The sequence below is a fragment of the Plantactinospora sonchi genome (genome assembly GCF_036422035.1).
GTDB classification, from domain to species: Bacteria; Actinomycetota; Actinomycetes; order Mycobacteriales; family Micromonosporaceae; genus Plantactinospora; species Plantactinospora sonchi.
In genome coordinates, this window is sequence record NZ_JAZGQK010000021.1 from 273,544 (window position 1) to 294,822 (window position 21,279).

Here is a 21,279-nt window from a genome sequence, read left to right on the forward strand (position 1 = left end):
CGCGGTCGACCTGCCGGTCACCTGATCGGGGACCCCCACTTAAAGCTCTACTGTGGTTATTGCCAAGACTTTGCAATATGTGCCAGCATGATCGGCGAACGACGTCCGGCCCGGCCGGTCGCGGATCCAGGCCGGCCGGCCAGGCTGTTCTCCGAGGCACCCGGTCGCGACCACACCCGGCGTACGTCGCGTTCCTGCCTGTCCACCTCGCCTGGGAGTCCCCCGTGATCCGGAAGCGTCCGCGCCTACGGCGGTTCGTGGCGGTAACCACCAGTCTCGGGCTGCTCGCACTCGCCGCCTGCTCGACCACGCCGACATCGGACCCGTCCCGCGCCAGCGACACGTTCGTGCTGGCCACCGCCGGTGAACCGGACACCCTGAACCCGGTGCTCAACTACGGAGTGGACGGCGCGTCGCTGATCTTCGACGGGCTGGTGGCCAGGGACGCGGACAACCGTCTGGTGCCCGGGCTCGCGGCAGAACTGCCGACGGTGTCGCCGGACGGCCGGACGGTGACCGCGAAACTGCGCGACAGCGTACTGTTCCACGACGGAACCCCGCTCACCTCGGCGGACGTGGTCTTCACCTACCAGGCGGTGCTGGATCCGAAGGTCGACTCGACACTGCGCTCCGATCTGGACATGGTCGAATCCGTCTCGGCATCCGACCCGACGACCGTGGTGTTCCGTCTCCGGTACGCGTACGCGCCGTTCGTCCAGCGCCTGACGCTGGGCGTCGTACCGGCGAAGGCACTCGCCGGCCAGGACGTCAACAAGGCGGGGTTCAACCGCAGGCCGGTCGGCACCGGCCCGTACCGGGTCGAGTCCTGGACCCAGGGCGACCGGCTCGTCCTGACGGCCAACGACGCCTACTTCGGGGGCCGACCGGCCAACCGTCGACTCGTCGTGGCCTTCGTCGCCGACGACAACATCCGCGCCCAGCGGATGCGGGCCGGGGAGTTCGACGCGGCGGAACTGGCGCCGAAGCTCGCGGCGGGGTTCGACGGCGACGCCGCCTACCGGGTGGAACGGGTGCCGACGGCCGACTACCGGGGCGTGATGCTGCCCATGGGCAACCCGGTCACCGGCGACCTCGCCGTGCGCCGGGCACTGAACATGGCCGTCGACCGGTCCGCGATGGTGGCCGGAGTGCTCAACGGCGCGGGTGAGCCGGCGTTCGGCCCGATCCCGCCGACGTCCGACTTCGCCGAGCCGGCGATCGTCGGCCGGCCGACCGCCGACCCGGCCGCCGCGGCCGCGATGCTCGACACCGCCGGCTGGACACCGGGTGCGGACGGGATCCGGGTCAGGGACGGTCGGCCGGCCCGGTTCGCCCTGATGTACCCGGCCAGCGACAGCCTCCGCAAGGAACTCGCCCTGGCGATGACCGCCGACGCGAAGAAGATCGGCATCGAGATCACCCCACAGGGCCTGACCTGGGACGCGATCGACCAGCGCCTCGACGCCGACGCGCTGCTCATGGGCTTCGGCACCCCGTACGACCCGGACTTCGTCTCGTACAAACTGTTCGGGTCGCGGTTCGCCGGGCAGGGCTACTTCAACCCCGGCCACTACCGGTCGACAGTGGTCGACCAGGCACTGCAGGAGGGCCGGGACCAGGCCGACCCGCAGCGGCGCAGGGCCGCGTACTCGACGTTCCAGAAGCAGCTCGCCGCCGACGTACCCTGGATCTTCCTCACCTACCTCAAGCACACCTACGTGGTGAGGTCCTCCGTCGACGGCGTCACGCCGAGGGTCGAGGCGCACGAGCACGACGTGGCCAACAGCCTCTGGTGGAACGTCAACACGTGGACCCGGCGGTGACCGACCGGGCGGTGGAGCCGGCCGGGCCGTCGGAGCCGGCTCCCGCCACGACGTCGCGCCGACGCGGCCGGCTCGGGGGAGCCGGCGCCGTGGTCCGGCGCCGTCTCCTGGTCGCGGTGCCGGTCCTGGTGGCCACCAGCATCGGGATGTTCGCCCTCGGCGCTGCCTCGCCGATCGACCCGGCCAAGCAGTACGCGGGTGCGGCGGCGTTCACCAGCACCGAGGAGAACTTGGCACAGATCCGGGCCAACTGGGGTGTCGACGACCCGCTGCCGGTGCGGTACCTGCGGTGGATCGGCAACCTGCTGCGCGGGGACCTGGGCTGGTCGACCAGTCGGCACGAACCGGTGACCTCGGTGATCGCCGCACGCGCCGGCTGGACGCTGCTGCTCGTCGGCGCCGCACTGCTCCTGGTCCTCGTCGCCAGCCTGCTGCTCGGCGCGCTGGCGGCGTACCGGCGCGGCGGGCTGTTCGACCGGACCCTGCGGGCGGCGGCGTACGCCGTCCAGTCGATGCCGGTGTTCTGGCTCGGGCTGGCCGCGATCGCCCTGTTCGCGCTGACCCTGGGGTGGCTGCCGGCCGGTGGGCTGACCGACGTCACCGCGACCGGCACCTCGTGGTCGGACGTGGCACATCACCTGGTCCTGCCGGTTGTCGTGCTGGCCGTGTCGCAGGCGCCGTGGTTCCTGCTGTTCGTCCGGGACGCGGTCGCCGACAGCATGCGCGAGGACCACGTGCTCGCCGCGCGGGCCCGCGGCCTGCCGGGCCGCACCGTGCTGTTCGGGCACGCGCTGCGGACCGCCCTGCTGCCGTTCCTCACCCTGATCGGCACCCACCTGCCCGAACTCGTCGGCGGGGCGGTGCTGGTGGAGACGGTCTTCTCCCTGCCCGGACTCGGCGGGGTCACCGTGCAGGCGGCGCTCGGCGGCGACTTCCCGCTGTTGGCCGCGATCACCCTGCTCACCACGGCCGTGGTGCTGGCCGCCAACCTCGCCGCCGACCTCGGGTACGCGGCCGCCGACCCCCGGGTGCGTCTCGATGGCTGACGCCCCGACACTCCACCGTGCCCCGTGGCGGCCCACTCTCCGGCTGCGACCGGGGCGTACCGGTGCGGTCCTCGCCGGGGCCGTGCTGGCGGTCGCGCTGGCGGCGTGCCTGCTGGCGCCGGTGCTGTGGCCGCTGGACCAGAGTGCGGTCGCGCTCGACCGGACCCGGCTCGCCCCGTCCTGGGCACATCCCGCCGGCACCGACGACCTCGGCCGGGACGTCGCGCACCGGGCCCTCTACGGGCTGCGGGTCTCGCTGCTCGTCGGCGCGATCGCGGCGCTGGTGGCCACCGTCATCGGCGGTGTGGTCGGCGGGATCGCCGGCACCGTCGGCGGGCGGGTCGACCGGCTGCTGATGCGGATCGTGGACACCATCGCCGCCCTGCCGCACCTGCTGCTCGGGATCTTCATCGTCGCCATGCTCCGACCCAGCCTCGGCGCGGTCATCGCCTCGGTCGGCCTCACCCACTGGCTCTCCACCGCCCGGATCGTCCGGTCGGAACTGCTGAGCCTGCGAACCCGGCCGTTCGTCGACGCCGCCATCTCCGGCGGGGCGGGCCGGCTGCGGGTGCTGACCCGGCACCTGCTGCCGCACGTACTGCCCCGGCTGGCGCTGGCCACCACGCTGATGATCCCGCACGCGGTCTGGCACGAGACCGCGCTGTCGTTCCTCGGCCTCGGGCTGCCGCCGCACCTCGCCTCACTCGGCAACATGATCAACGATGGGCAGGGCTCCCTGCTCACCGGCGCGTGGTGGGGCAGCCTCGCCCCGGGCGCCGTCATCGTCGTGGTCACCCTCGCCATCGCCGTACTCGCCGCCCGCTGGCGGGACCGGCTCGATCCCCGCGTACGGGCGGAGTTGCAGCTGTGACGACCAGCCAGACCGCCGCCGAGGTGGCCTCGGCCGCCCACACCGGCGGCCCGCTGCTCACGATCGACGGCCTCGGCGTGCGGTTCCGGACCCGGGAGGCGACCGTGCAGGCGGTCACCGACCTGGATCTCACCGTGCGTTCCGGGGAACTGCTGGCCGTGGTGGGGGAGTCCGGCTGCGGCAAGTCGGTGCTCGCCCACGCCCTGCTCGGCCTGCTGCCGGCGAACGCCGCCGTGACCGGCCACGCCGTGCTCCGCCAGCCCGACGGCGGCACCGTCGACCTGGTCGGCTGCGGTGAGCGGCGGCTCGCCGCCGAGATACGCGGCCGTCGTGTCGGTCTCGTCCCGCAGAGTCCGGCGACCGCGCTCACCCCGGTCCGCACCGGCCGACGACTGCTCGAGGAGACCCTGCGGGCACACGGACACACCCGCGCCACGACCCGGGGCGCGGCCGAGCGGCTCGCGACCGACGTCGGCCTCGACCCGGCCGACCTGGACCGCTACCCGCACGAACTGTCGGGCGGCATGGCCCAGCGCCTCGTCACCGCCCTCGCCCTCGCGCCGGACCCGCCGCTGCTGATCGCCGACGAGCCCACCACCGGCCTGGACCGTCCCCTGGTCGACCACACCCTCGACCTGCTCCGTCGCAGGTGTGACGGCGGCGGTGCGGTTGTCCTCATCACGCACGACCTGGCCGCCGCCGAGCGGGTCGCGGACACCGTCGTCGTGATGTACGCCAGTCGCACCGTCGAACGCCAACCCGCCCGACGCCTCTTCGCCGAGCCGGGGCATCCGTACAGCGCGGCCCTGCTCGACGCGCTTCCGGACCGGTCCTTCCGTCCCGTACCCGGGCACCCGCCGATGCTGACGGCGCTGCCGGACGGGTGCGCGTTCGTACCCCGCTGCGGGCGGGCCACCGAGATCTGCCGGGTCCAGCCGTCGACCACCGGGTACGGCGCCGGGGTACTCGCCTGCCACCACCCGCTGCCGAGCGGAGCCGGGTCATGACCGGGCACCTCGCCGCCGAGGAGGTGACCGTCGGTTACGGGCGGCAGGTGGTGCTCGACCGGGTCACGCTCACGATCGCGCGCGGGGAGACGGTCGGCCTGCGGGGGCCGTCGGGCAGCGGCAAGTCCACCCTCGTCCGGGTCCTCGCCCTGCTGCACCCGCTGAACCACGGTCACGTCAGCATCGACGGCGTTCCGGTCACCGGCACCCGATACGCGGTGCCGGCCGCCGTCCGTACCCGGATCGCGGTGCTGTTCCAGAGCCCGCGGGCCGCCGCCGACCCGCGGCTGAACCTCACCGACCTGATCGCCGAACCGCTGCGTGCCACCCGCGAGCCCGAGCGGCGGGTCTCCGCACGGGTGGCCGAACTGGCCGACCTCGTCGGACTCACCCCCGACCTGCTCAACCGCCGTCCGCACGCGGTCAGCGACGGGCAGTTGCAGCGCGCCTGCCTCGCCCGGTCCCTCGTCCACCGCCCCGACTACCTGCTCTGCGACGAGGCCACCGCGATGCTCGACGCCTCCACCCAGGCGCACGTCGCCGCCGTCATCACCGGGTACCAGCGGACCCAGCGGGCCGGCGTCCTGGTCATCAGCCACGATCCGGCGCTGCTGGGCCGGTGGGCGGACCGGGTCGTGGACCTGCCGACGGCCGGAGCGGTTCCGGCCGGCCGGACGGCGCGGTGAGGCCCGGGAGCCGTCGCTGAGGACCGGCTGGACGCGGTGCTGCGGGCTGCGGAACAGCCGAGCCTGCCGGTCCTCTCCGGTGGTGCGCAATGATGTGCTGACGTCGCGCGTCGCGGTTGTCCGGGCCGGAGGAGATCGGCGTCGATCGCCGGGCCACAATGTGGAGGGTAGATGGACTTCGAGCTGGATTCCACGACGCTGCGGATGCGGGAGCGGCTGCTCGCGTTCATGGACGAGCGGGTCCATCCGGCGGAACCGGTCTTCGAGGAGCAGCTTCGCGGGCGTACCGACGACTGGGACGCCCCGCCGGTGGTCGCGGAACTCGCCGCCGAGGCCCGCCGTCGCGGCCTGTGGAACCTCTTCCTGCCCGGCGAGCACGGCGCCGGCCTGACCAACCTGCAGTACGCGCCGCTGGCCGAGATCACCGGACGCAGCCCGCACCTGGCGCCGCCGGCGCTCAACTGCGCCGCCCCGGACACCGGCAACATCGAGCTACTTGCCCAGTTCGGCACGGCGGAGCAGCGCGACCGGTGGCTGCTGCCGCTGTTGGAGGGGCGGATCCGCTCGGCGTTCGCGATGACCGAGCCCGAGGTCGCCTCCTCGGACGCGACGAACATCGCCACCCGCATCGTCCGCGACGGCGACGACTACGTCGTCAACGGTCGGAAGTGGTTCAGTTCCGGGGCGATGAACCCGCGCTGCGAGATCCTGATCGTGATGGGCAGGACCGACCCGGACGCGCCGCGACACCGCCAGCAGAGCCAGATCCTGGTGCCCCGTGACACCCCCGGCGTGACGGTCCGCCGGAGCCTGCGGGTCTTCGGGTACGACGACAGCGACCACGGCGGACACGCCGAGATCGACTTTGTCGACGTACGGGTTCCGGCGACGAACCTGCTCGGCGAACCGGGGGACGGGTTCGCCATGTCCCAGGCGCGGCTCGGCCCGGGGCGGATCCACCACTGCATGCGGCTGATCGGGATGGCCGAGCGGGCGCTGGAGCTGATGTGTCGCCGGGTCACCGACCGGGTCGCGTTCGGCCGGCCGCTCGCCGAGCAGGGTGTCATCCAGGAGTGGATCGCCGAGTCGCGGGTGCGCATCGAACAGTGCCGGCTGCTGGTGCTCAAGACCGCCTGGCTGATGGACACCGGCGGCAACCGGCACGCGCACACCGAGATCCAGGCCATCAAGATCGCGGTACCGTCGGCGGTGGAGTGGATCCTGGACCGGGCGATCCAGGCGCACGGCGCGGCCGGGGTCAGCCAGGACACGCCGCTCGCCCGGATCTGGGCCGGCGCCCGGGCGCTGCGGCTGGCCGACGGCCCGGACGAGGTGCACCGCCGCTCGCTCGCCCGGCACGAACTGCGTCGTCACCGACCGACGTCGTCGTGAGCACTCATCTGGCCGAGCCGCGCATCACCCCGGAGATCACCCAGCGCTGCGCGACCAGGTAGACCAGCACCATCGGCGCCAGTGCCATCAGGTACGACGAGAAGGCCAGCGGGTAGTTGGTGCTGAACTGGCCCTGGAACACGTACTGGGCCAACGGCAGGGTCTGCGCGTCCGGGCTGGAGAGCACGACGAGCGGGAGCAGGAAGTCGTTCCAGGCCCACAGGCAGGTCAGGATGCCGACCGTGGCGTTGACCGGGGCGAGCAGCGGGAAGATGACCCGCCAGAACGTGGTCCAGACGCCGGCCCCGTCGGTCAGCGCGGCCTCCTCCAGCTCCCGGGGGATCGAGTTGAGGTAGCCGACGTAGATGAAGACGTTGAGCGCCAGGCCGTAGACCACGTACAGGAAGGTGAGGCCGAGCTGGTTGTCCATCCCGAGCAGGGCGGTCTGCTTGACCACCGGCAACATGATGATCGGGAACGGTACGAACAGCGCTGAGACCAGGTAGTAGAAGAGCAGTTTGAAGCGGCGCCGGTGCATGTTGCGGGAGATTGCGTACGCGACCATGGAGTTGGTCAGCAGGGTCAGCACCAGCGTGCCGACTGTGATCATGGCGCTGTTCAGGGCGGCGTTCGGAAAACCGGTCAGCTCCCAGGCGTCCGCGAAGTTCGCCCAGCGGGGATCGGTGGGCGGTGTGAGGCCGGCACCGCCCAGTTCCTCCGGAGTCTTGAGCGCGGTGACCACCGCGAAGTAGAGCGGGACGAGGATGGTCAGCGACAGGACGGCCATCAGCGCGGTGAGCCACCAGTTGACCCGGTTCTCCCGGCGCGGGCGGACCGCCCGGTCGGGCGGCGGTGCGACGGAGGTGTCGCGGCTGGCGAGGGTCTGGCCGGACATCAGGCCTCCATTTCCCGGCGCCGCAGGATCCGGAGCTGGAACAGTGAGAACGCGACGATCACGAGGAAGAAGAGCACCGCGTTGGCGGTCTGGTAGGCGAAGTCGCCGCCCTGGAAGCCACCCCGGTAGATCACCATGGAGATGCTCTCCGTGGAGGTGCCGGGGCCGCCGGCGGTCAGCGGGATGATGTGGTCGAAGACCTGGAGGAAGTTTTTGAACGACAGCACCATGTTGATGGTGAAGAACGCCGCGATCAGCGGAAAAGTGATGTGCCGGAACTGCCGCCACCGGCCGGCCCCGTCGATCGAGGCCGCCTCGTACAGTTCGGTCGGGATGGTCTGCAGACCGGCCAGGTAGAGGATGACCGCGAAGGCGGTCGCCTGCCACACCGCGAACACCACGATCGCGATCCAGGCCAGGTCCTCGTCCGCCAGGATGCTGGTGGAGAAGGTCTCGCTGCCCAACTTCTGGCCCAGGTACGGCAGGGTCGTGCTGAACAGGTAGTTGAAGATGTAGCCGAGCACCAGGATCGACATCACCTGCGGAAGGAAGAAGATCCCCCGCAGCGTGGTGCGGAACCTGATTCGGGCGTTCAGACCGACCGCGATCGCCAGCGCGACGACGTTGGTCAGCACCGTGCTGAGGACGGCGAACCGGAACGTGAACAGGTACGAGTCCCGGATCCGGGCGTCGCCGAAGATGTACCCGTAGTTCTCCAGGCCGACGAAGCGCCAGTCGCCGTACCCGGCGTAGTCGGTGAGGCTGTAGAAGACGCCCTGGAGTACCGGGATCGTGTGGAAGACGAAGAACAGGACGAACGCCGGGACGACCATCCAGTAGAAGGCGGGGTCGGTGCGGCCGGACCGGCGGCGGGCACGACCGGACCGGCGCGCTGCCGGCGGCTCGTCGACGTCGGACGGTGATCTGGTGGCAGTTGTCATGGCTCAGTTCCTCCGGCCGTCGTCACCGTCATCTCCCGGTCCTCCCGTCGCCGGTCAGTTCCGTCGGCGGGCGAGCTTCGCCCACTCCTCGTCGAGCGTGGACAGGAATGCCTGGTCGTCGCCGTCGATGAGGAACTGTTGCGCGATCTGTGCCAGCGGGATCACCGGCGGGATCTGGTGGTCGGGAAAGCCGACGATCCGGCCCTGGTCGAACAGGGGTGCCAGCTCCGCCAGCGTCGGATCGGCCGGGGTCTGGTCCCGCAGCGTCGGAATCGCGCTCTCGCCCTCCGCGTACGCGGCGATCACGTCGGGGCGCATGAGGTGTGCCACGAACGCCAACGACTCACGCTCGTGGCGCGGCTCGCGGGGCATCGTCACCGCGACGTCCACTCCGGACACCAGTCGCACGTCGCCGGCCGGCATCGGGAAGGCGCCGAGGTCGAACGCCGGCCGGAACTGGCGGATCGCCGGGATGGACCAGCTGCCCTGCACGTACATCGCGGCCCTGCCCTGGGCGAACGCCTGGTTGCCGTCGTCGTAGCCACGGGAGAGCCGGTCCGGCTGCGCGTAGGAGAAGAGCTCCCGGTACCGCTGGGCAACCTCGGACCAGCCCTCCCGGAACGACGTCCGGTCACCGCGCAGCCGGTCCCAGAAGTCGTCTGGCGACAGGTTGGCGGCGATCGGGTTGAGCGCCCCCAACGTGGTCCACGAGTCGCTCAGCGTGGCGTACACCGGAATGATCCCGGCGGCCTGGAACCGCTCCGCGGCCGCGATCAGCTCGGCCCAGGTCCTCGGTACGGCGACCCCCTGGGCGGCGAAGATCCCCTTGTTGTAGAGGATGCCGGAGGCGTTGCTGGCGAACGGCAGGGCGTTCACCTCTCCGGGGTTCGCGGTGCCTAGGTCGCCCAGCACCCGCAGGATCGCCGGGCTGACGGTCTCGACGGCGGGGACGCCGGAGAAGTCGTAGAAGACCCCGGCGCGGGCGAGTTCGGCGTACGAGGCGTTGCCGTTGAGCGTCAGCACGTCCGGTACGTCGTCACGGACCAGCCGGGTACGCAGTGCGGTCTCCGAGTCGGGTACGTGGTTCTGCACCACCCGGATCCCCGGATTCTCCCGTTCGAAGTCCGCGATGATCCGGTCGAAGGTCCGCACCGCCTCCGATTTGAACTGGAAGAACTCGATCTCGACGCGCCCGTCGTCCGGGCCGCCGACCAGACCGCATCCGGCGACCAGCGACGTCGCGACCAGGCCCGCGACCAGACGGGTGAAGCGGCGGGACATGCGCGGCACCTCCGGCGAGCACGGACGTGACGGTCGTCACGGTGATCGACCCCTACCCGTGCCGTCCGGCCGGCAAACCGGCACGCGGGCCGGTCCACCCTGGAGGTCGCCCGGACGCTCCCGGACGCTCCCGGGCGCCGAGGCGGCCGGCGCGAAACACCTCGGCGGTCTGCTCGCGAAGCCGGAGAGGCGACCGGAGGCCGTCGACCGCCGCCGGGTCCGGGCGACCCTGCGCCGCCGAGCTGATCCGTCCGGTGTCCGCCGTGGGTTACACGGATCGGTGGCGACGGGGTCGGCGCACTCGTGGGTGGCGCCGGTTGTCACGTAGCGTGGAACGGTCGGGGTGGCGAACACTCACCGTCCAAGAATGCTCACCCGCTGTCTAATATTCATAGTAATCTATGTCTGTGGCTGGTGAGGAAGTCGACGGATCATGCGGCGAGCCTCGTGGTCGGGCGGCGGCCGGGCACCGACCGGGTCGAACGGTCGAGTCGCTGGTCGGCCGGGACAGTGAGCTGAACCGGCTCGACCAGGTCATCGGGCGCGTCGGGGAGGGCGCCCAACTCGTGGAGGTCAGCGGAGACCCCGGCATCGGCAAGTCCCGTCTGCTCGCGGAACTGTCGCGCCGTTGTCAACGTCGGAGCGTTCCGGTGCTCACCGGCCGGGTTCCACCGGGCGGGTCGGTCTTCCCGTTCGGCGTCCTCATCGACGCACTCGACGACCGGCTCCGTGACGTACGGGCCGATGCCTGGGCCCACCTGCCGGCGCACGACGCCCGGGTGCTGGCCGACATCTTCCCGAGCTTCCCGTACCGCACCGGCGACAGACCCCCACCCCAACCGGCGGTGCCACGGTTCCGGCGCTTCCGCGCCATCCGGTCCATGCTGGAGGTGCTGGCGTCGACAGGTCCCCTGGTGGTGCTCCTCGACGACCTGCACCGGGCCGACTCGGACACCGTCGACGCGCTGTGTTACCTGGTCCAGTCCCCACCTCAGGCGGCGGCCCTGCTGGCGTTCGCCTACCGTACCCGCCAGGCGCCGCCGAGGCTGCGCGGCGCCGCCCGGACCGGCACCTCGCTGGTACGGCTACCACTCGGGCCGCTGTCGCCGACCGCCGTACGCACCCTGCTGGCCGCCTGCGTCTCGGACGCGGAGTGCGACGACCTGTACCGCCGCAGCGGCGGCAACCCCCGCTATCTGCGGGCGCTGCTCGACGTCGCCCGCCCGTCGCCCGGCGACACGACGTCGGTGGCGGGTTCGGCGTGTCCGGACGGCGGCACGACGCCAACACCCGTCGACCCCGTGGGGCCCGGCCGGACGTACTCGGCGGCCGAGACCGCGATCGCCGCCGAACTGGACGAACTCTCCACCCACGGCCGGCTCGCCGCGGCCGGGGCGGCGGTGGTCGGCGAGGTCTTCGACCTACCCGTGGTCGCCGACGTCGCCCAGCTGCCGGAGGAGACGGTACGCCGGACGATCGACGAGTTGGCCAACGCCGACATCGTCCGGCACGTGCCGGAGACGACCCGGTTCAGGTTCCGCCATCCGCTCGTACGCCAGGTGGTCTATCACGGCAGCCAGCCCGGTTGGCGGCTGGGCGCCCACGCCAGAGCCGCCGTCGCGCTGGCCGGTGGCCAGGACGACGAGGTCGCCCGGGCACCACATCTGGCGCTGGTGGCGACTCCTGACGACGTCTCCGCCCTGCGTACGCTCCGGCGGGCCGCGACCGCCGTCGAGCACGACTCGCCGGAGTCGGCCGCCCGCTGGCGTCAGGCGGCACTGCGGATCGCCTCGGTCGTCGGCAGCCCACCGGCCGACCGGCACGTCCTGCTGCTGCAGGGCGCCACCGCTTACGCCGCGGCGGGGTGGCCACGACAGGCCCGGGACATGCTGCTGGCCGCGCTGCGTCAGCCGGTCGTGATCCCGCCCGCCGACCGGGCCGACCTGCTCGTGCGCTGCGTACGGCTCTGTTGGTCACTGGGAGAACCCGGGCCGGCCCGCGAACTGCGCGCCGAACTGGCCGTCCCGCCGGACGCGGCACCGGCGCACCTGCTGATCGAGACGGCCCTGCTGGACCTCGCCGACGGGTCGGCGTCAACGGCTCGCGCCTGCGCCGCCACCGCCCTGCGTCTCACCGCGGACGACCCGCCGGGGTCGGTCGACCGGCTCCGCGCCTGGGCGGTGCTCGCCGCCGCCGACGGGCTGACCGGTGCCTTCGACGCGGTGGCGGCGACCCTGAGCGAGGCGGTGCCACGGCTGGACGCCATGACCGACGCGGAGTTGGCGGACCATCCCGACACGGCGTACTGGATCGGGTGGAGCGAACTCGTGCTGGAGCGGCACCACGACGCGCTGCGACACCTGGAGCGGGTCACCACCCGTTCGGCGGCGCCGCCATCGGCCCGTGGGCCCCGGGTGGCGTCCGACCCGCTGTTGGCCTGTGACGCGCTGCTGGCCCGTACCTGGATACTCGCCGTCACCGGCCGGCACACCTCGGCCGTCGGCACCGCCGCCGTCGCCGCCGACGTCGCCTACCGGTCCGGCAGCCCACACCTGCGTCAGCGGGCGGCGATCCTGCGTCGCTGGGTCGGCCTGGGCGCGGGCGGGCGCCGGCCCGGCCCGGGTGCCACACCGTCCGGCGCCGGCCGGTCGCCCGCGTTCACCGGGTCACCGGTGGTGGACCGGTGGTGTGTCGGAGTGGGCTGGTCGGACGGTGTGTCGGGCGGCCCGGACGACACGACCGGTGGGTGCGCGGACCTGCCGTGTGTGCCGGCGTCCGCACCCTCCGGGGGCTGGCCGGCGGTGGTGACCCGGATGATGCTCGCCGAGTCGCGACTCGCCGGAGGCGATCCCCGGGGGTGCCTGGACCTGCTGACGAACGGCTCCGCGCCGGCCACGCCGCGCGGCATCGACCCGGGCACCCGGATGGCGTACCACGAGCTGGTGGTCCGGGCCGCGTTGGCCGCCGGTGACGTCGCCGGAGTCGCCGAGCCGGCCACCGGTGACATCACCGAGGTCACCGACCTGGCCGCCGGTCTCGGCGCCGGCACCGGAACGACCCGGCGCGTCATCGCCGACGCCGGAAGCGGCCCGACCGGAACCGCCCGGCCGCGCGGGTTGGTCGGTCTCGCCCTCCTGGCCCGGGCGCAACTGCTCGTTACCGCTGACCCGGCGGCCGGGGCCGAGCTGGCCACCGCCGCCGGCACCGAACTGGCCGCCGCCGGCCTGGCCCCGGCGGCGGACCGGGCCCACGCCCTGGCCCGTCCCGCCGATCGGCACGGTGGCCGGCGCGGCGGCGTGTCCGAGGTGCGGCACCGAGGTGGGCTGGCCCTGTCGGCGCGCCTGACCCGCCGCGAGCGCCAGGTCGCCGAGCTGGTGCGGGAGGGCCTGACGAACCGGGAGATCGCCGCCGCGCTCGTGGTCACCGAGAAGACCGTGGAGATGCACCTGTCCCACGTGTTCGCCAAGCTCGGGGTCCGCAACCGGGTACGGCTGGCCCGGCGGCTGGACGCGACGACGCAGAGCGGAGCGCCGCCGTCCGGGCCACGGCCTGACCCGCCCTACCCGCCCGACGAGGAGTGAGCCGGTCGGGTCGGCGGGTCACCAACTGGCGGCCACCGCGGCCACCATGTCGTCGGTGTGCGTGATCGAGACGGCCAGGCCGGTGACCCCCACCCGGGCCGCCAGCCGGGCGGCCGCCCCGCCCAGGGTGACCTGCGGCGCACCGCCGGGTGCCCGGCCGACCGCGATCTCGCGTGGTGGGATCCCCCCGAACAGGCCCGTCCCGAGGACCTTGAACACGGCCTCCTTGGCCGCGAACCGACCGGCGAGGAACTCACGCCGCCGCCGGGGCGCCAGCGTCGCCGCGTACTCGATCTCGGCGTCGGCGAAGGCGTAGCGGGTGAACCAGGGCCGCTCGGACAGCCGGTCGAGCGCGCCGAGCGGCAACAGGTCGATGCCGAGCCGCATCAGACGGCACCTCCCGCCCCGACGCCCTCAAGGAAGCGCCCCTTGAGCAGCCCCTGGAAGACCGACAACAGGTGTACGTTGCCCGCGCCCTCCATGAACTCGAAGGCCCGTACGTCCCGGTAGACCTTCTCCAGCCAGGGGTCGTCGAGCAGCGACGCCGGTCCCAGCAGTTCGGCGGCGAGCAGGGTGGCGTCCTCGGCGACCCGGGCCGCACCGGCCTTCGCCGCGGCGATCCGGTGCGGATCGACCAGCCCGTGGTCGATGTCGGCGGCGGTACGGTGGTTGAGGCGGCGGATCGCGGCGACCCGGTCCTCGACCGTCGACAACCGGTCACCGCCGGCGCCGCCACGTAGACCCTGCCTGCGCAGGTGGTCACAGACCGCCTGGGCGCAACCCAGCGCCATGGCGGCGATTCCGGGACGTGCCCGGTAGAACACCTGCCGTGCGCCGTGCAGGCCACGCTGCGTGGGCCGGAGATGCTGACCGAGCAGGTTCTGCCGGGGGATCCGGACGTCCCGGAAGCGCATCCGGCTGATCCGGGCACCGCGGAGGCCGACCGACGGCAGAAGTTCGGCACTGAAGCCGGGGGACGCCGCGTCCACAATCACCGCCTCGATGCCCCACGGCCCGGGTGCCCGGCGACAGAACACCAGACCCACCTGTGCCCGCGCGCCGTTGCCCACGTAGCACTTCTCCCCGTCGAGCAGCCAACCGTCGCCGTCCGGATCGGGGCGCAGCGTGGTCGTCAACTCCGTCGCGGCCGAGCCCTTGGCCGGCTCGGTGACCGCGAAGAAGGTGTGGTCCGGCCGGTCGGCGAGCCGGCTGAACCACCGGTCCGCCTGCGCCGCGTCGGCGAGCGCGTGGATGGCGTCGCTGGACAGCGCCGGACCGGGGCTGGCCAGCAGCACGTTCGGGTCGGCGTAGGAGAACCGTTCCCAGACCACGGCCTGCGCCAGCGACGTACCGAACACCGCCGCGAGCCGGGCCGGCACGTCCAGCTCCGGCCAGTACGACCGGGGTACGGAGAAGAAGCGGTAGAGCAGTACGCCGGGCAGGTCGACGTGGCCGTCGATGGCGTCCGGGTCCTGGTCGAGCAGTTCGCCGAGCTTCCGGAACTCGCCGGACACCGACCAGCAGTGCCGGTCGAGTGCCCGCATCCGGTCGTCGAGCAGATCCAGCCCGGCGGGCGCTCCGCCATGGTGGAACTCAGCCATCACCCTGCCCCCTTCCCGGATGCAGATAGACGTTGCCGACGACCTCGGCGAGGTGCAGGTCCCCGGCGGGACCGTCGACCAGGAAACCACTGGCGCCGAGCAGTCGGAGCAGGTCACGGCCGATGCCGACCAGACGACGATGGGTACGCCACCGGCCGGCCGCGTCCTCGTCCCGACGGGTCTCCGGGGTCGCCTCGACCTCGGCGAGCCGGATCGCCACCTCGGCGAGCTGGGCCTGGACGAGTTGTCTGGCCAGCAGCGTCGCCCCGTCCGAGGTACGGGCACCGAGGTGACCCAGGGTGTGCCGGAGGACCTCGTGCAGCAGCAGTCGGTGCAGGTCGAGCAGACCACGGGCGAACGCCTCGGCGACCGCCGCCGGCACCGCGACCGCCGGCAGATCCGACGACCGGCCGTCCCATGGTCGGTCGGTGGCCGGACGGTCCGCGGCCGGGTTCGTGTCGCCGGTGGCGGCGGGGAGCACCGCGAGGCCGAACCGGGTCAGCGGGCCGGACGGTGCGCCGGGCAGCGCCACCGTGGACGCCAGCACGTGCCCGGTCGGCGACGGCACCATCCCGGCGGGCGAGACCCGGTGATGCAGGTCGTCCAGGGCGTCGGCGAGCCGACGCGCGGGGGGAGAGGGCTGCCCGACGTCCGGGACGGCGGCCCGGACGCTGGGGTGGACCCCGGTCTGTGTCATGGCGCAGGCTCCCGGGTCGAGGCGGACGTGGGTGCGGTGGTCGGATGCTGCCGGGCGGCGGTCCGGCCGGCCCGCTCGGTGCTCGACGGCCGGCGCAGCAGGGCGGTCTGGCTCTGCCCGGTACGCGGGTCGGTGTCGCAGAGCACGATCGTCCGGTACTCGGTGGCCCAGGTCAGGTGTGCACGGGCCAACTCCAGCCAGACGCCGGTGCAGTAGGTGCCGGCGCCGACCCGGTGCGTCGGCAGCCAGGTGGCCGCCAGTACGTCCGGGTCGACCCACGGACCCGCCACCACCAGCGTCGAGGCCGGGTCCGAGCGGGCGGCCATCGACCCGAGCAGACGGCCCAGGCGGTGCGTGGCCGACGGGGGCGGGGCACCGGCGAACTGGTACCCGTCACCGTGGCCCTGGCCGAAGAGGAGCAGGGCGGCCGAGTTGGTCAGCCCGTGGTCCTCGACGAAGGGATCGTGGTAGGGCAGGCTGTTCTGCTCGCAGACGAAGAGCGCGAGACTGCCGCAGCGCCCCGATCGGGCGTACGCGTCCGCCACCTTCAACGCCGTGTACGGCGCGCGCAGCCCCTGCTCGGAGATGGCGAAACTGTGGCTGCGGTCGCCGAGCAGGTGGTTGACGTACGGGGTGACGTGTTTCAGCGAGGACGGGTCAGGGATGCCGTAGGCGAAGATGAGCAGGTCCGGGCTGTTGGTCGGCAGCTCCCGCAACAGGTTCTCGGCCAGCTCGGCGAACCCGACGTTCGCCGCCCGCGCCAACCGGTCCGGGTCCGGCCGTACCCCGAACGGGCGCAGGATGTCCCGCTGGATGGCGTCGCGGTCGTCGTCCGGAACCGGCGGCAGGCGGTCCGTACGCACCAGTGCGGCGGCCGAGGTGAGTGACAGCGGCATGGTCGCTGCGGCTCAGCCGCGATCGTCCAGGTTCGCGACCACGTAGTCGGCCACCGTGCCGATGGTCTTGAAGTCGGCGATCTCCAGCCGCTCCGGGTCGACGTCGATGCCGACCCCGTCCTCCAACGCCATCAGCAGCTCGAGTACGGAGGTCGAGTCGACGTGCAGGTCCTCGAAGAGCCTGGTCTCCTCGGGCAGCCCGGAGATCGGGCGCTGCAGAACGTCGCTGAGCGACTGCTCGATCTGGGTGACGACCTTGCTGCGGTCCATGACGGGTCCTTTCGGGTGGGCGGCGGCCGGTGCGGCCGGTGGGTCGCGGACGGGAGAGCGGATCGAGCGGTGGGTCAGGAGGCGGCGAGTGGGATCAGACGCTGCGGCCGCAGCAGGTCGTCGACGGTGTCCCGGCTGCGTACCAGGTGACCGACCCCGTCCACCACGAGCACCTCGGCCGGGTGTCCGTGACTGAGGAAGAGCACCGGTGAGGCGCTGGGACCGTACGCGCCGGAGCGGGTGACGCCGAGCAGGTCGCCGGGGCGTACCTCGGGCAGCCGGACCCGTTTGGCGATCACGTCGTTGGGGGTGCAGAGCGGCCCGGTGACGGTGTAGACCTCGGTGGCCGGCGCGTCCGGCGGGGTCAGCGAACGGATCGGGAAGTTCCGTTTGACGAAGCTGCCGATGCCGACCGCCGCCATGTGGTGGTTGGTGCCGCCGTCGGCGACCACGAACCACTCGCCCCGGGACTGCTTGACGTAACGGGCCCGCAGCACGTACGTCCCGGACCAGCCGACCAGGTAACGACCCAGTTCGGTGATGATCCGGGTGCCCGGGTAGCGGTCGAGGAACTCGGCCACTGCCCGGTTCACCCCGGCCGCAGCGGCGGTTCCGTCGAGATCGGTCTCGTTGTCGAAGTACGGGACGCCCCAGCCGCCGCCGATGTCCACGGTCTCCAGCGGTACGCCGAGTTCCCCGGCGAGGTCCTCGGCCACCCGCAGCACACCCCGGGTGTTGTGTACGACGGTCTCCACGTCCAGGATCCGGGTTCCCAGGTAGGCGTGCACGCCGATGATCCGTACCCGGTTGAGGGCGGTCACCGCGGCCTTGGCGCCGCGCAGGATCTCCTCGTCGATGCCGAACTGCCGGGGCTTGCCCCCCATCGACAGCCGCGAGCCGTGGGTCTCGAACTCCGGGTTGACCCGCAGGACCACCCGCGTGCCGGCCGCCTCCGGCAGGGCGTCCAGGGCGGCCAGTTCGGCGAGGGACTCGACGACCACGGCGTGCGTGCCGCCACCGGCACAGCAGGCCCGCAGTTCGTCGTCGGACTTGCCCGGTCCGAGGAAGATGAGGTCGTCGGCGTCGACCCCGGCCCGCCGGGCGGTGACCAGCTCGGTGAGGGAGGAGACCTCCAGCCCGGCACCGAGCGAGCGGAGCAGCGCGCAGACGCTGAGGTTGGGGTTGGCCTTCATCGAGTAGAAGATGTCGACCCTCGGGTCCAGGTCGGCACGCAACCGCTCGTACCGGCGGCGCAGGTGGTCGCCGTCGTAGACGTAGAGCGGTGTGCCGTACCGCTGCGCCAGGTCGGCGACCAGGGCGGGGTCGGAGACGAACTCGCTGGCCCCGGCGTTGTCCGCCGGTTCGGGGCGTCCGGTCACGGGGAGACCTCCGGGGTGGTGGCGGATCGGCTGGCGGTGCGGGACAGTTCGGTGACGGCGGGTTGACCGGTACCGGACCGGCCGGTGGCGGCCTGGCTGCCGGTGGACGGGTCGGTGGCGGTGAATCGGCCGGCGAGCGCCGTCCGCACGGCATCGTCCAGGGCGGCCAGGCGTACCGGATCGGCCGCAACGAGCAGGGCGTACAGCCGGCCGTTGAACGGTGGTGGCTGCGCGGCGTCGGCGTTGACGGTGCCGAAGCAGGTGACGATGACGCGGTCTGACCCGGCCGGGTCGACCAGCGTGGCGATCGTCCGGTCGAACTCGGCGAACGGCACGGCGGCGGTGAGGGTCAGCGGGTAGTGCCGGGCCAGCGCGACCTGCCCGGGCGCCTGGCAGAGTTCGGTGAGACTGCCCTGGTAGGTGGACATGTTCAGCCGGGCGTTGATCTCCAATACCGGGTAGACCACGTCGTCGAGGTCCACGATGGCGTCCACTCCGACGACTCCGGTGTACCCGTCGTCGCGGAGCCGGGCGCCGACCAGCCGCGCGGCGTGGTCGATCTCGGCATGCTGTGCGTCGGTCAGGCCGGCCGGCATGACGTGGCCCTGGTGTACGCCGCCGTCGGTGAGCGCCCGCTTGACGAAGTCGAGCCGGACCTCGCCGTCCCGGGCCACCGTCACCTGGTAGTTGAGGTCGTACCGTTTCGGCAGCCACTCCTCGACCACCACGTGCAGACGGTCGTCGCCGGTACGTTCGGCGCGTCGCCGTATCATCCGCAGCAGTCGATCCGCCTTGACCGGCCCGTCCAGCACCAGCAGTCCCTTGCCGGACACCCCGTACGCGTCCTTGACGACGATCCGTTGACCCGCCGCCAGGGCCGGGCGGCGCCGGTCCAGCACGGCGGCCAACTCGTCGCAGGTCTCGCACTCGTCCCCCGGTACGACGCGCAGCCCGGCGGACGCGGTCAGCCGCCGTCCGTAGATCTTGCCGTTGACCCGTTCGAAGACCGCCGCGTCCGGCACCGCCAACGGCAGTCCGCAGCTCTCCGCCAGCTTCTGTTCCAGGTCGGTGGTGGCCATCGGCAGCAACCGGGCGCCGGCGGCACCGAGCGCGGCCAGCCGGGCCAGCAGCGCCGGCGAGTCGAGTACGTCCTCGGTCGTGGAACGGCTCGGCGCGACGTTCTCCGGTACGGCGATCTCGGGCACCGGCAGCCCGATCCGGTCCAGGTAGCCGCGGTACCCGGGGTCCAGCGGATACTTGCAGATCAGCAGGTCGTCGGCGCCGGCGAGCAGAACACCGAGTTCCTCCATCCGCCGGACCACGTTGCTGGCGGCGGCGAAACCCGGGTTGGGCAGCCCGACGTGGTGGCAGGCCCAGCGGTCCTCGGCCTCGAAGTTGCAGACCAGTACCAGCCGTCCGGCGGGATCGCCGAGCAGACTGTGTTTGAGCGAGCGGAGGTAGCCGGTGTCCACGTCGTCCTCTCAGTACTCGATGACCATGGCGGCGTAGCTGGAGCCGATCCCGACCGAGGTGAGCAGGTAGCGCTCACCGCCGCGCAGCAGGCCGCGCCCGCGCATCGAGGCCAGGTTCAGGAAGGGGTCGGAGCAGTTGCAGTGGCCGTACCGGGCGATGTTCTCCAGGAACACCCGTCGCCGGTCCAGCCCGACCTGGGCGCAGAGCCGCAGCCAGAGTGAGGCGTTGACGTTGTGCGGGATCACCATGCTGATGTCGGACAGCTCCAGCCCGGCGTACTCGAGGGCATCCGACATGGCCGCCCAGAGGTGGGTGTTGTAGGTGTCGCCGAAGCGCCGTAGTTGCTCGGCGGACATCCGGAACCCGTCGGCGAACTCGCCCTCGGTCCGGGCCGCGTAGGAGAGCACCCGGCTGCCGCCGTCGCGGGAGCCGTCGGTGGTGGAGCCGTCGCTGGTCGCGTCGCCCGGCAGGTCCAGGCCGACCAGCGAGGCCGTCGACGCCTCGCCGGTGATCGACACGTGCAGCACGTACCGCAACACGCTGTTGAACGCCTTCTCCCCGGTGACGACCAGGGCCTTCGCCGCCGGATCACCGTCGGCACGCAGCAACTCGCCGGCGATGTCGACGGCGGCGAGTCCGCTGGCGCAGAACTGCTGGGTCACCGCGAACGCGTCCGTCCTGGCCAGGCCGAGCCGTTCCCGGAGGTGGTCGGCGGCGAACACGTGCGACGGGGCGGGATCGGGCAGGGTGTGCGCGTAGAGCAGGTAGCGGACGACGGTCGGATCGGGCAGTCCCCGCAGCGCCGCCCTGGCGGCCGGGAGGAGCAGGTCGAACAGGTCGCCGTCCGGGTCGACCCGGACCTCCGCCATGCCTCGGATGCGACGCAGCACCCGGGTCTGGTAGCGGTTCAGTCCGCAGGCCGCCCCGATCTCCTCGATCGTCCACGACCGGGCGGGGGCGTACGCCTCGACCCGGTGCAGCAGGGTGGCCGCCCGGGTGACGTCGGACGGTGGTGGGATCGCCCCGGGCCGACCCGTGTGCCCCGTACGACCGACGGCGCCGGGCAGGGGCACGTCCCCGTCCGACCCGGTCGTCGCGTCGCTGTCACGTGTTGTCGTGGCGGGACCCGGCCGGCCCCGATCCGGGCGCAGCGTGCTGGCGAAGAACTCGGCCACTGGTTCCTCCGGATTCGGGGGCGGTCCGCCCGGTCAGCGTCGACGAGGCGGTGCACCATTGGTGCGCAATACGCGGATCGGGCCCCCGGGACCGACATTTCGTCTGGCACGGTCTCGCGTACCGGTTCGGCGACGCGGGCTACGTGGCCACACGCCAGACGATAGGCAGATCCAAACGCTGCGGTGAATTGGGGAAAACCCCTGCATTGATCTGGCGAACGTCAATGTAAAAGGTAGGGATTCCCCGAAGTGATTCCGGGTCGGA

At 72.3% G+C, this 21,279-nt stretch carries 18 protein-coding genes; 7 read left to right on the forward strand and 11 right to left on the reverse strand.

Features of this window, described 5'->3' with window-relative positions; genetic code table 11:
• The first annotated feature begins 224 nt into the window (after positions 1–224).
• The 6 genes from V1633_RS24535 (at position 225) to V1633_RS24560 (ending at position 6,825) form a co-directional block, all read left to right on the forward strand.
• Positions 225–1,823 carry an ABC transporter substrate-binding protein gene (locus tag V1633_RS24535; protein ID WP_331216733.1) on the forward strand — a complete coding sequence of 533 codons (1,599 nt, stop codon included), beginning with the start codon at positions 225–227 and terminating at the stop codon, positions 1,821–1,823.
• Positions 1,793–2,869, forward strand: coding sequence for an ABC transporter permease (locus V1633_RS24540; RefSeq protein WP_331216734.1), 1,077 nt, complete (start codon positions 1,793–1,795; stop codon positions 2,867–2,869). Before V1633_RS24535 ends, V1633_RS24540 begins: the two co-directional genes overlap by 31 nt.
• Complete coding sequence (locus tag V1633_RS24545; protein WP_331216735.1) at positions 2,862–3,740, forward strand: ABC transporter permease; 879 nt, start codon at positions 2,862–2,864, stop codon at positions 3,738–3,740. Before V1633_RS24540 ends, V1633_RS24545 begins: the two co-directional genes overlap by 8 nt.
• Complete coding sequence (locus V1633_RS24550; RefSeq protein ID WP_331216736.1) at positions 3,737–4,747, forward strand: ABC transporter ATP-binding protein; 1,011 nt, start codon at positions 3,737–3,739, stop codon at positions 4,745–4,747. Before V1633_RS24545 ends, V1633_RS24550 begins: the two co-directional genes overlap by 4 nt.
• Positions 4,744–5,433 (forward strand): ABC transporter ATP-binding protein, encoded by a 690-nt coding sequence (locus V1633_RS24555; RefSeq protein ID WP_331216737.1) that lies wholly within the window; start codon positions 4,744–4,746, stop codon positions 5,431–5,433. The genes V1633_RS24550 and V1633_RS24555 overlap by 4 nt, the downstream gene beginning before the upstream one ends.
• Positions 5,434–5,604: 171 nt before the next feature.
• A complete protein-coding gene (locus V1633_RS24560) occupies positions 5,605–6,825 on the forward strand; it encodes an acyl-CoA dehydrogenase family protein (RefSeq protein WP_331216738.1) in 1,221 nt (406 codons plus the stop codon).
• Positions 6,826–6,829: 4 nt separating this feature from the next.
• Here V1633_RS24560 and V1633_RS24565 read toward each other — a convergent pair whose 3' ends face one another.
• Genes V1633_RS24565 through V1633_RS24575 form a run of 3 tightly spaced genes read right to left on the reverse strand, consistent with a single transcriptional unit; the run spans position 6,830 to position 9,942 of the window.
• Positions 6,830–7,720: a carbohydrate ABC transporter permease gene (locus tag V1633_RS24565; protein ID WP_331216739.1), complete on the reverse strand. Its 891-nt coding sequence runs from the start codon at positions 7,718–7,720 to the stop codon at positions 6,830–6,832.
• Positions 7,720–8,661: a carbohydrate ABC transporter permease gene (locus tag V1633_RS24570; protein WP_331216740.1), complete on the reverse strand. Its 942-nt coding sequence runs from the start codon at positions 8,659–8,661 to the stop codon at positions 7,720–7,722. Before V1633_RS24570 ends, V1633_RS24565 begins: the two co-directional genes overlap by 1 nt.
• A 54-nt stretch (positions 8,662–8,715) precedes the next feature.
• Positions 8,716–9,942, reverse strand: coding sequence for an extracellular solute-binding protein (locus tag V1633_RS24575; protein ID WP_331216741.1), 1,227 nt, complete (start codon positions 9,940–9,942; stop codon positions 8,716–8,718).
• A gap of 407 nt (positions 9,943–10,349) precedes the next feature.
• Here V1633_RS24575 and V1633_RS24580 point away from each other — a divergent pair, with 407 nt between their 5' ends.
• Complete coding sequence (locus tag V1633_RS24580) at positions 10,350–13,523, forward strand: helix-turn-helix transcriptional regulator (RefSeq protein WP_331216742.1); 3,174 nt, start codon at positions 10,350–10,352, stop codon at positions 13,521–13,523.
• Between the two features lie 18 nt (positions 13,524–13,541).
• Here V1633_RS24580 and V1633_RS24585 read toward each other — a convergent pair whose 3' ends face one another.
• From V1633_RS24585 to V1633_RS24620, 8 genes are all read right to left on the reverse strand, one after another.
• Positions 13,542–13,910, reverse strand: coding sequence for a holo-ACP synthase (locus V1633_RS24585; protein ID WP_331216743.1), 369 nt, complete (start codon positions 13,908–13,910; stop codon positions 13,542–13,544).
• Positions 13,910–15,124: an acyl-CoA dehydrogenase family protein gene (locus V1633_RS24590; protein WP_331216744.1), complete on the reverse strand. Its 1,215-nt coding sequence runs from the start codon at positions 15,122–15,124 to the stop codon at positions 13,910–13,912. Before V1633_RS24590 ends, V1633_RS24585 begins: the two co-directional genes overlap by 1 nt.
• Entirely contained in the window at positions 15,117–15,821 is a 705-nt protein-coding gene (locus V1633_RS24595; RefSeq protein ID WP_331216745.1) for an acyl-CoA dehydrogenase family protein, read from the reverse strand. Before V1633_RS24595 ends, V1633_RS24590 begins: the two co-directional genes overlap by 8 nt.
• The gene (locus V1633_RS24600; protein ID WP_331216746.1) at positions 15,818–16,717 is read right to left on the reverse strand and encodes a hypothetical protein; all 900 of its coding nucleotides are present in this window, start codon (positions 16,715–16,717) and stop codon (positions 15,818–15,820) included. The genes V1633_RS24595 and V1633_RS24600 overlap by 4 nt, the downstream gene beginning before the upstream one ends.
• Before the next feature lie 12 nt (positions 16,718–16,729).
• Positions 16,730–16,987 (reverse strand): acyl carrier protein, encoded by a 258-nt coding sequence (locus V1633_RS24605; RefSeq protein WP_331216747.1) that lies wholly within the window; start codon positions 16,985–16,987, stop codon positions 16,730–16,732.
• A gap of 74 nt (positions 16,988–17,061) precedes the next feature.
• Positions 17,062–18,366: a type III PLP-dependent enzyme gene (locus V1633_RS24610; RefSeq protein ID WP_331216748.1), complete on the reverse strand. Its 1,305-nt coding sequence runs from the start codon at positions 18,364–18,366 to the stop codon at positions 17,062–17,064.
• On the reverse strand, positions 18,363–19,838 hold the full coding sequence (locus V1633_RS24615; protein ID WP_331216749.1) for a preATP grasp domain-containing protein: 1,476 nt from the start codon (positions 19,836–19,838) through the stop codon (positions 18,363–18,365). Before V1633_RS24615 ends, V1633_RS24610 begins: the two co-directional genes overlap by 4 nt.
• 9 nt (positions 19,839–19,847) lie before the next feature.
• The gene (locus tag V1633_RS24620) at positions 19,848–21,014 is read right to left on the reverse strand and encodes a 3-oxoacyl-[acyl-carrier-protein] synthase III C-terminal domain-containing protein (RefSeq protein ID WP_331216750.1); all 1,167 of its coding nucleotides are present in this window, start codon (positions 21,012–21,014) and stop codon (positions 19,848–19,850) included.
• Positions 21,015–21,279 lie beyond the last annotated feature (265 nt).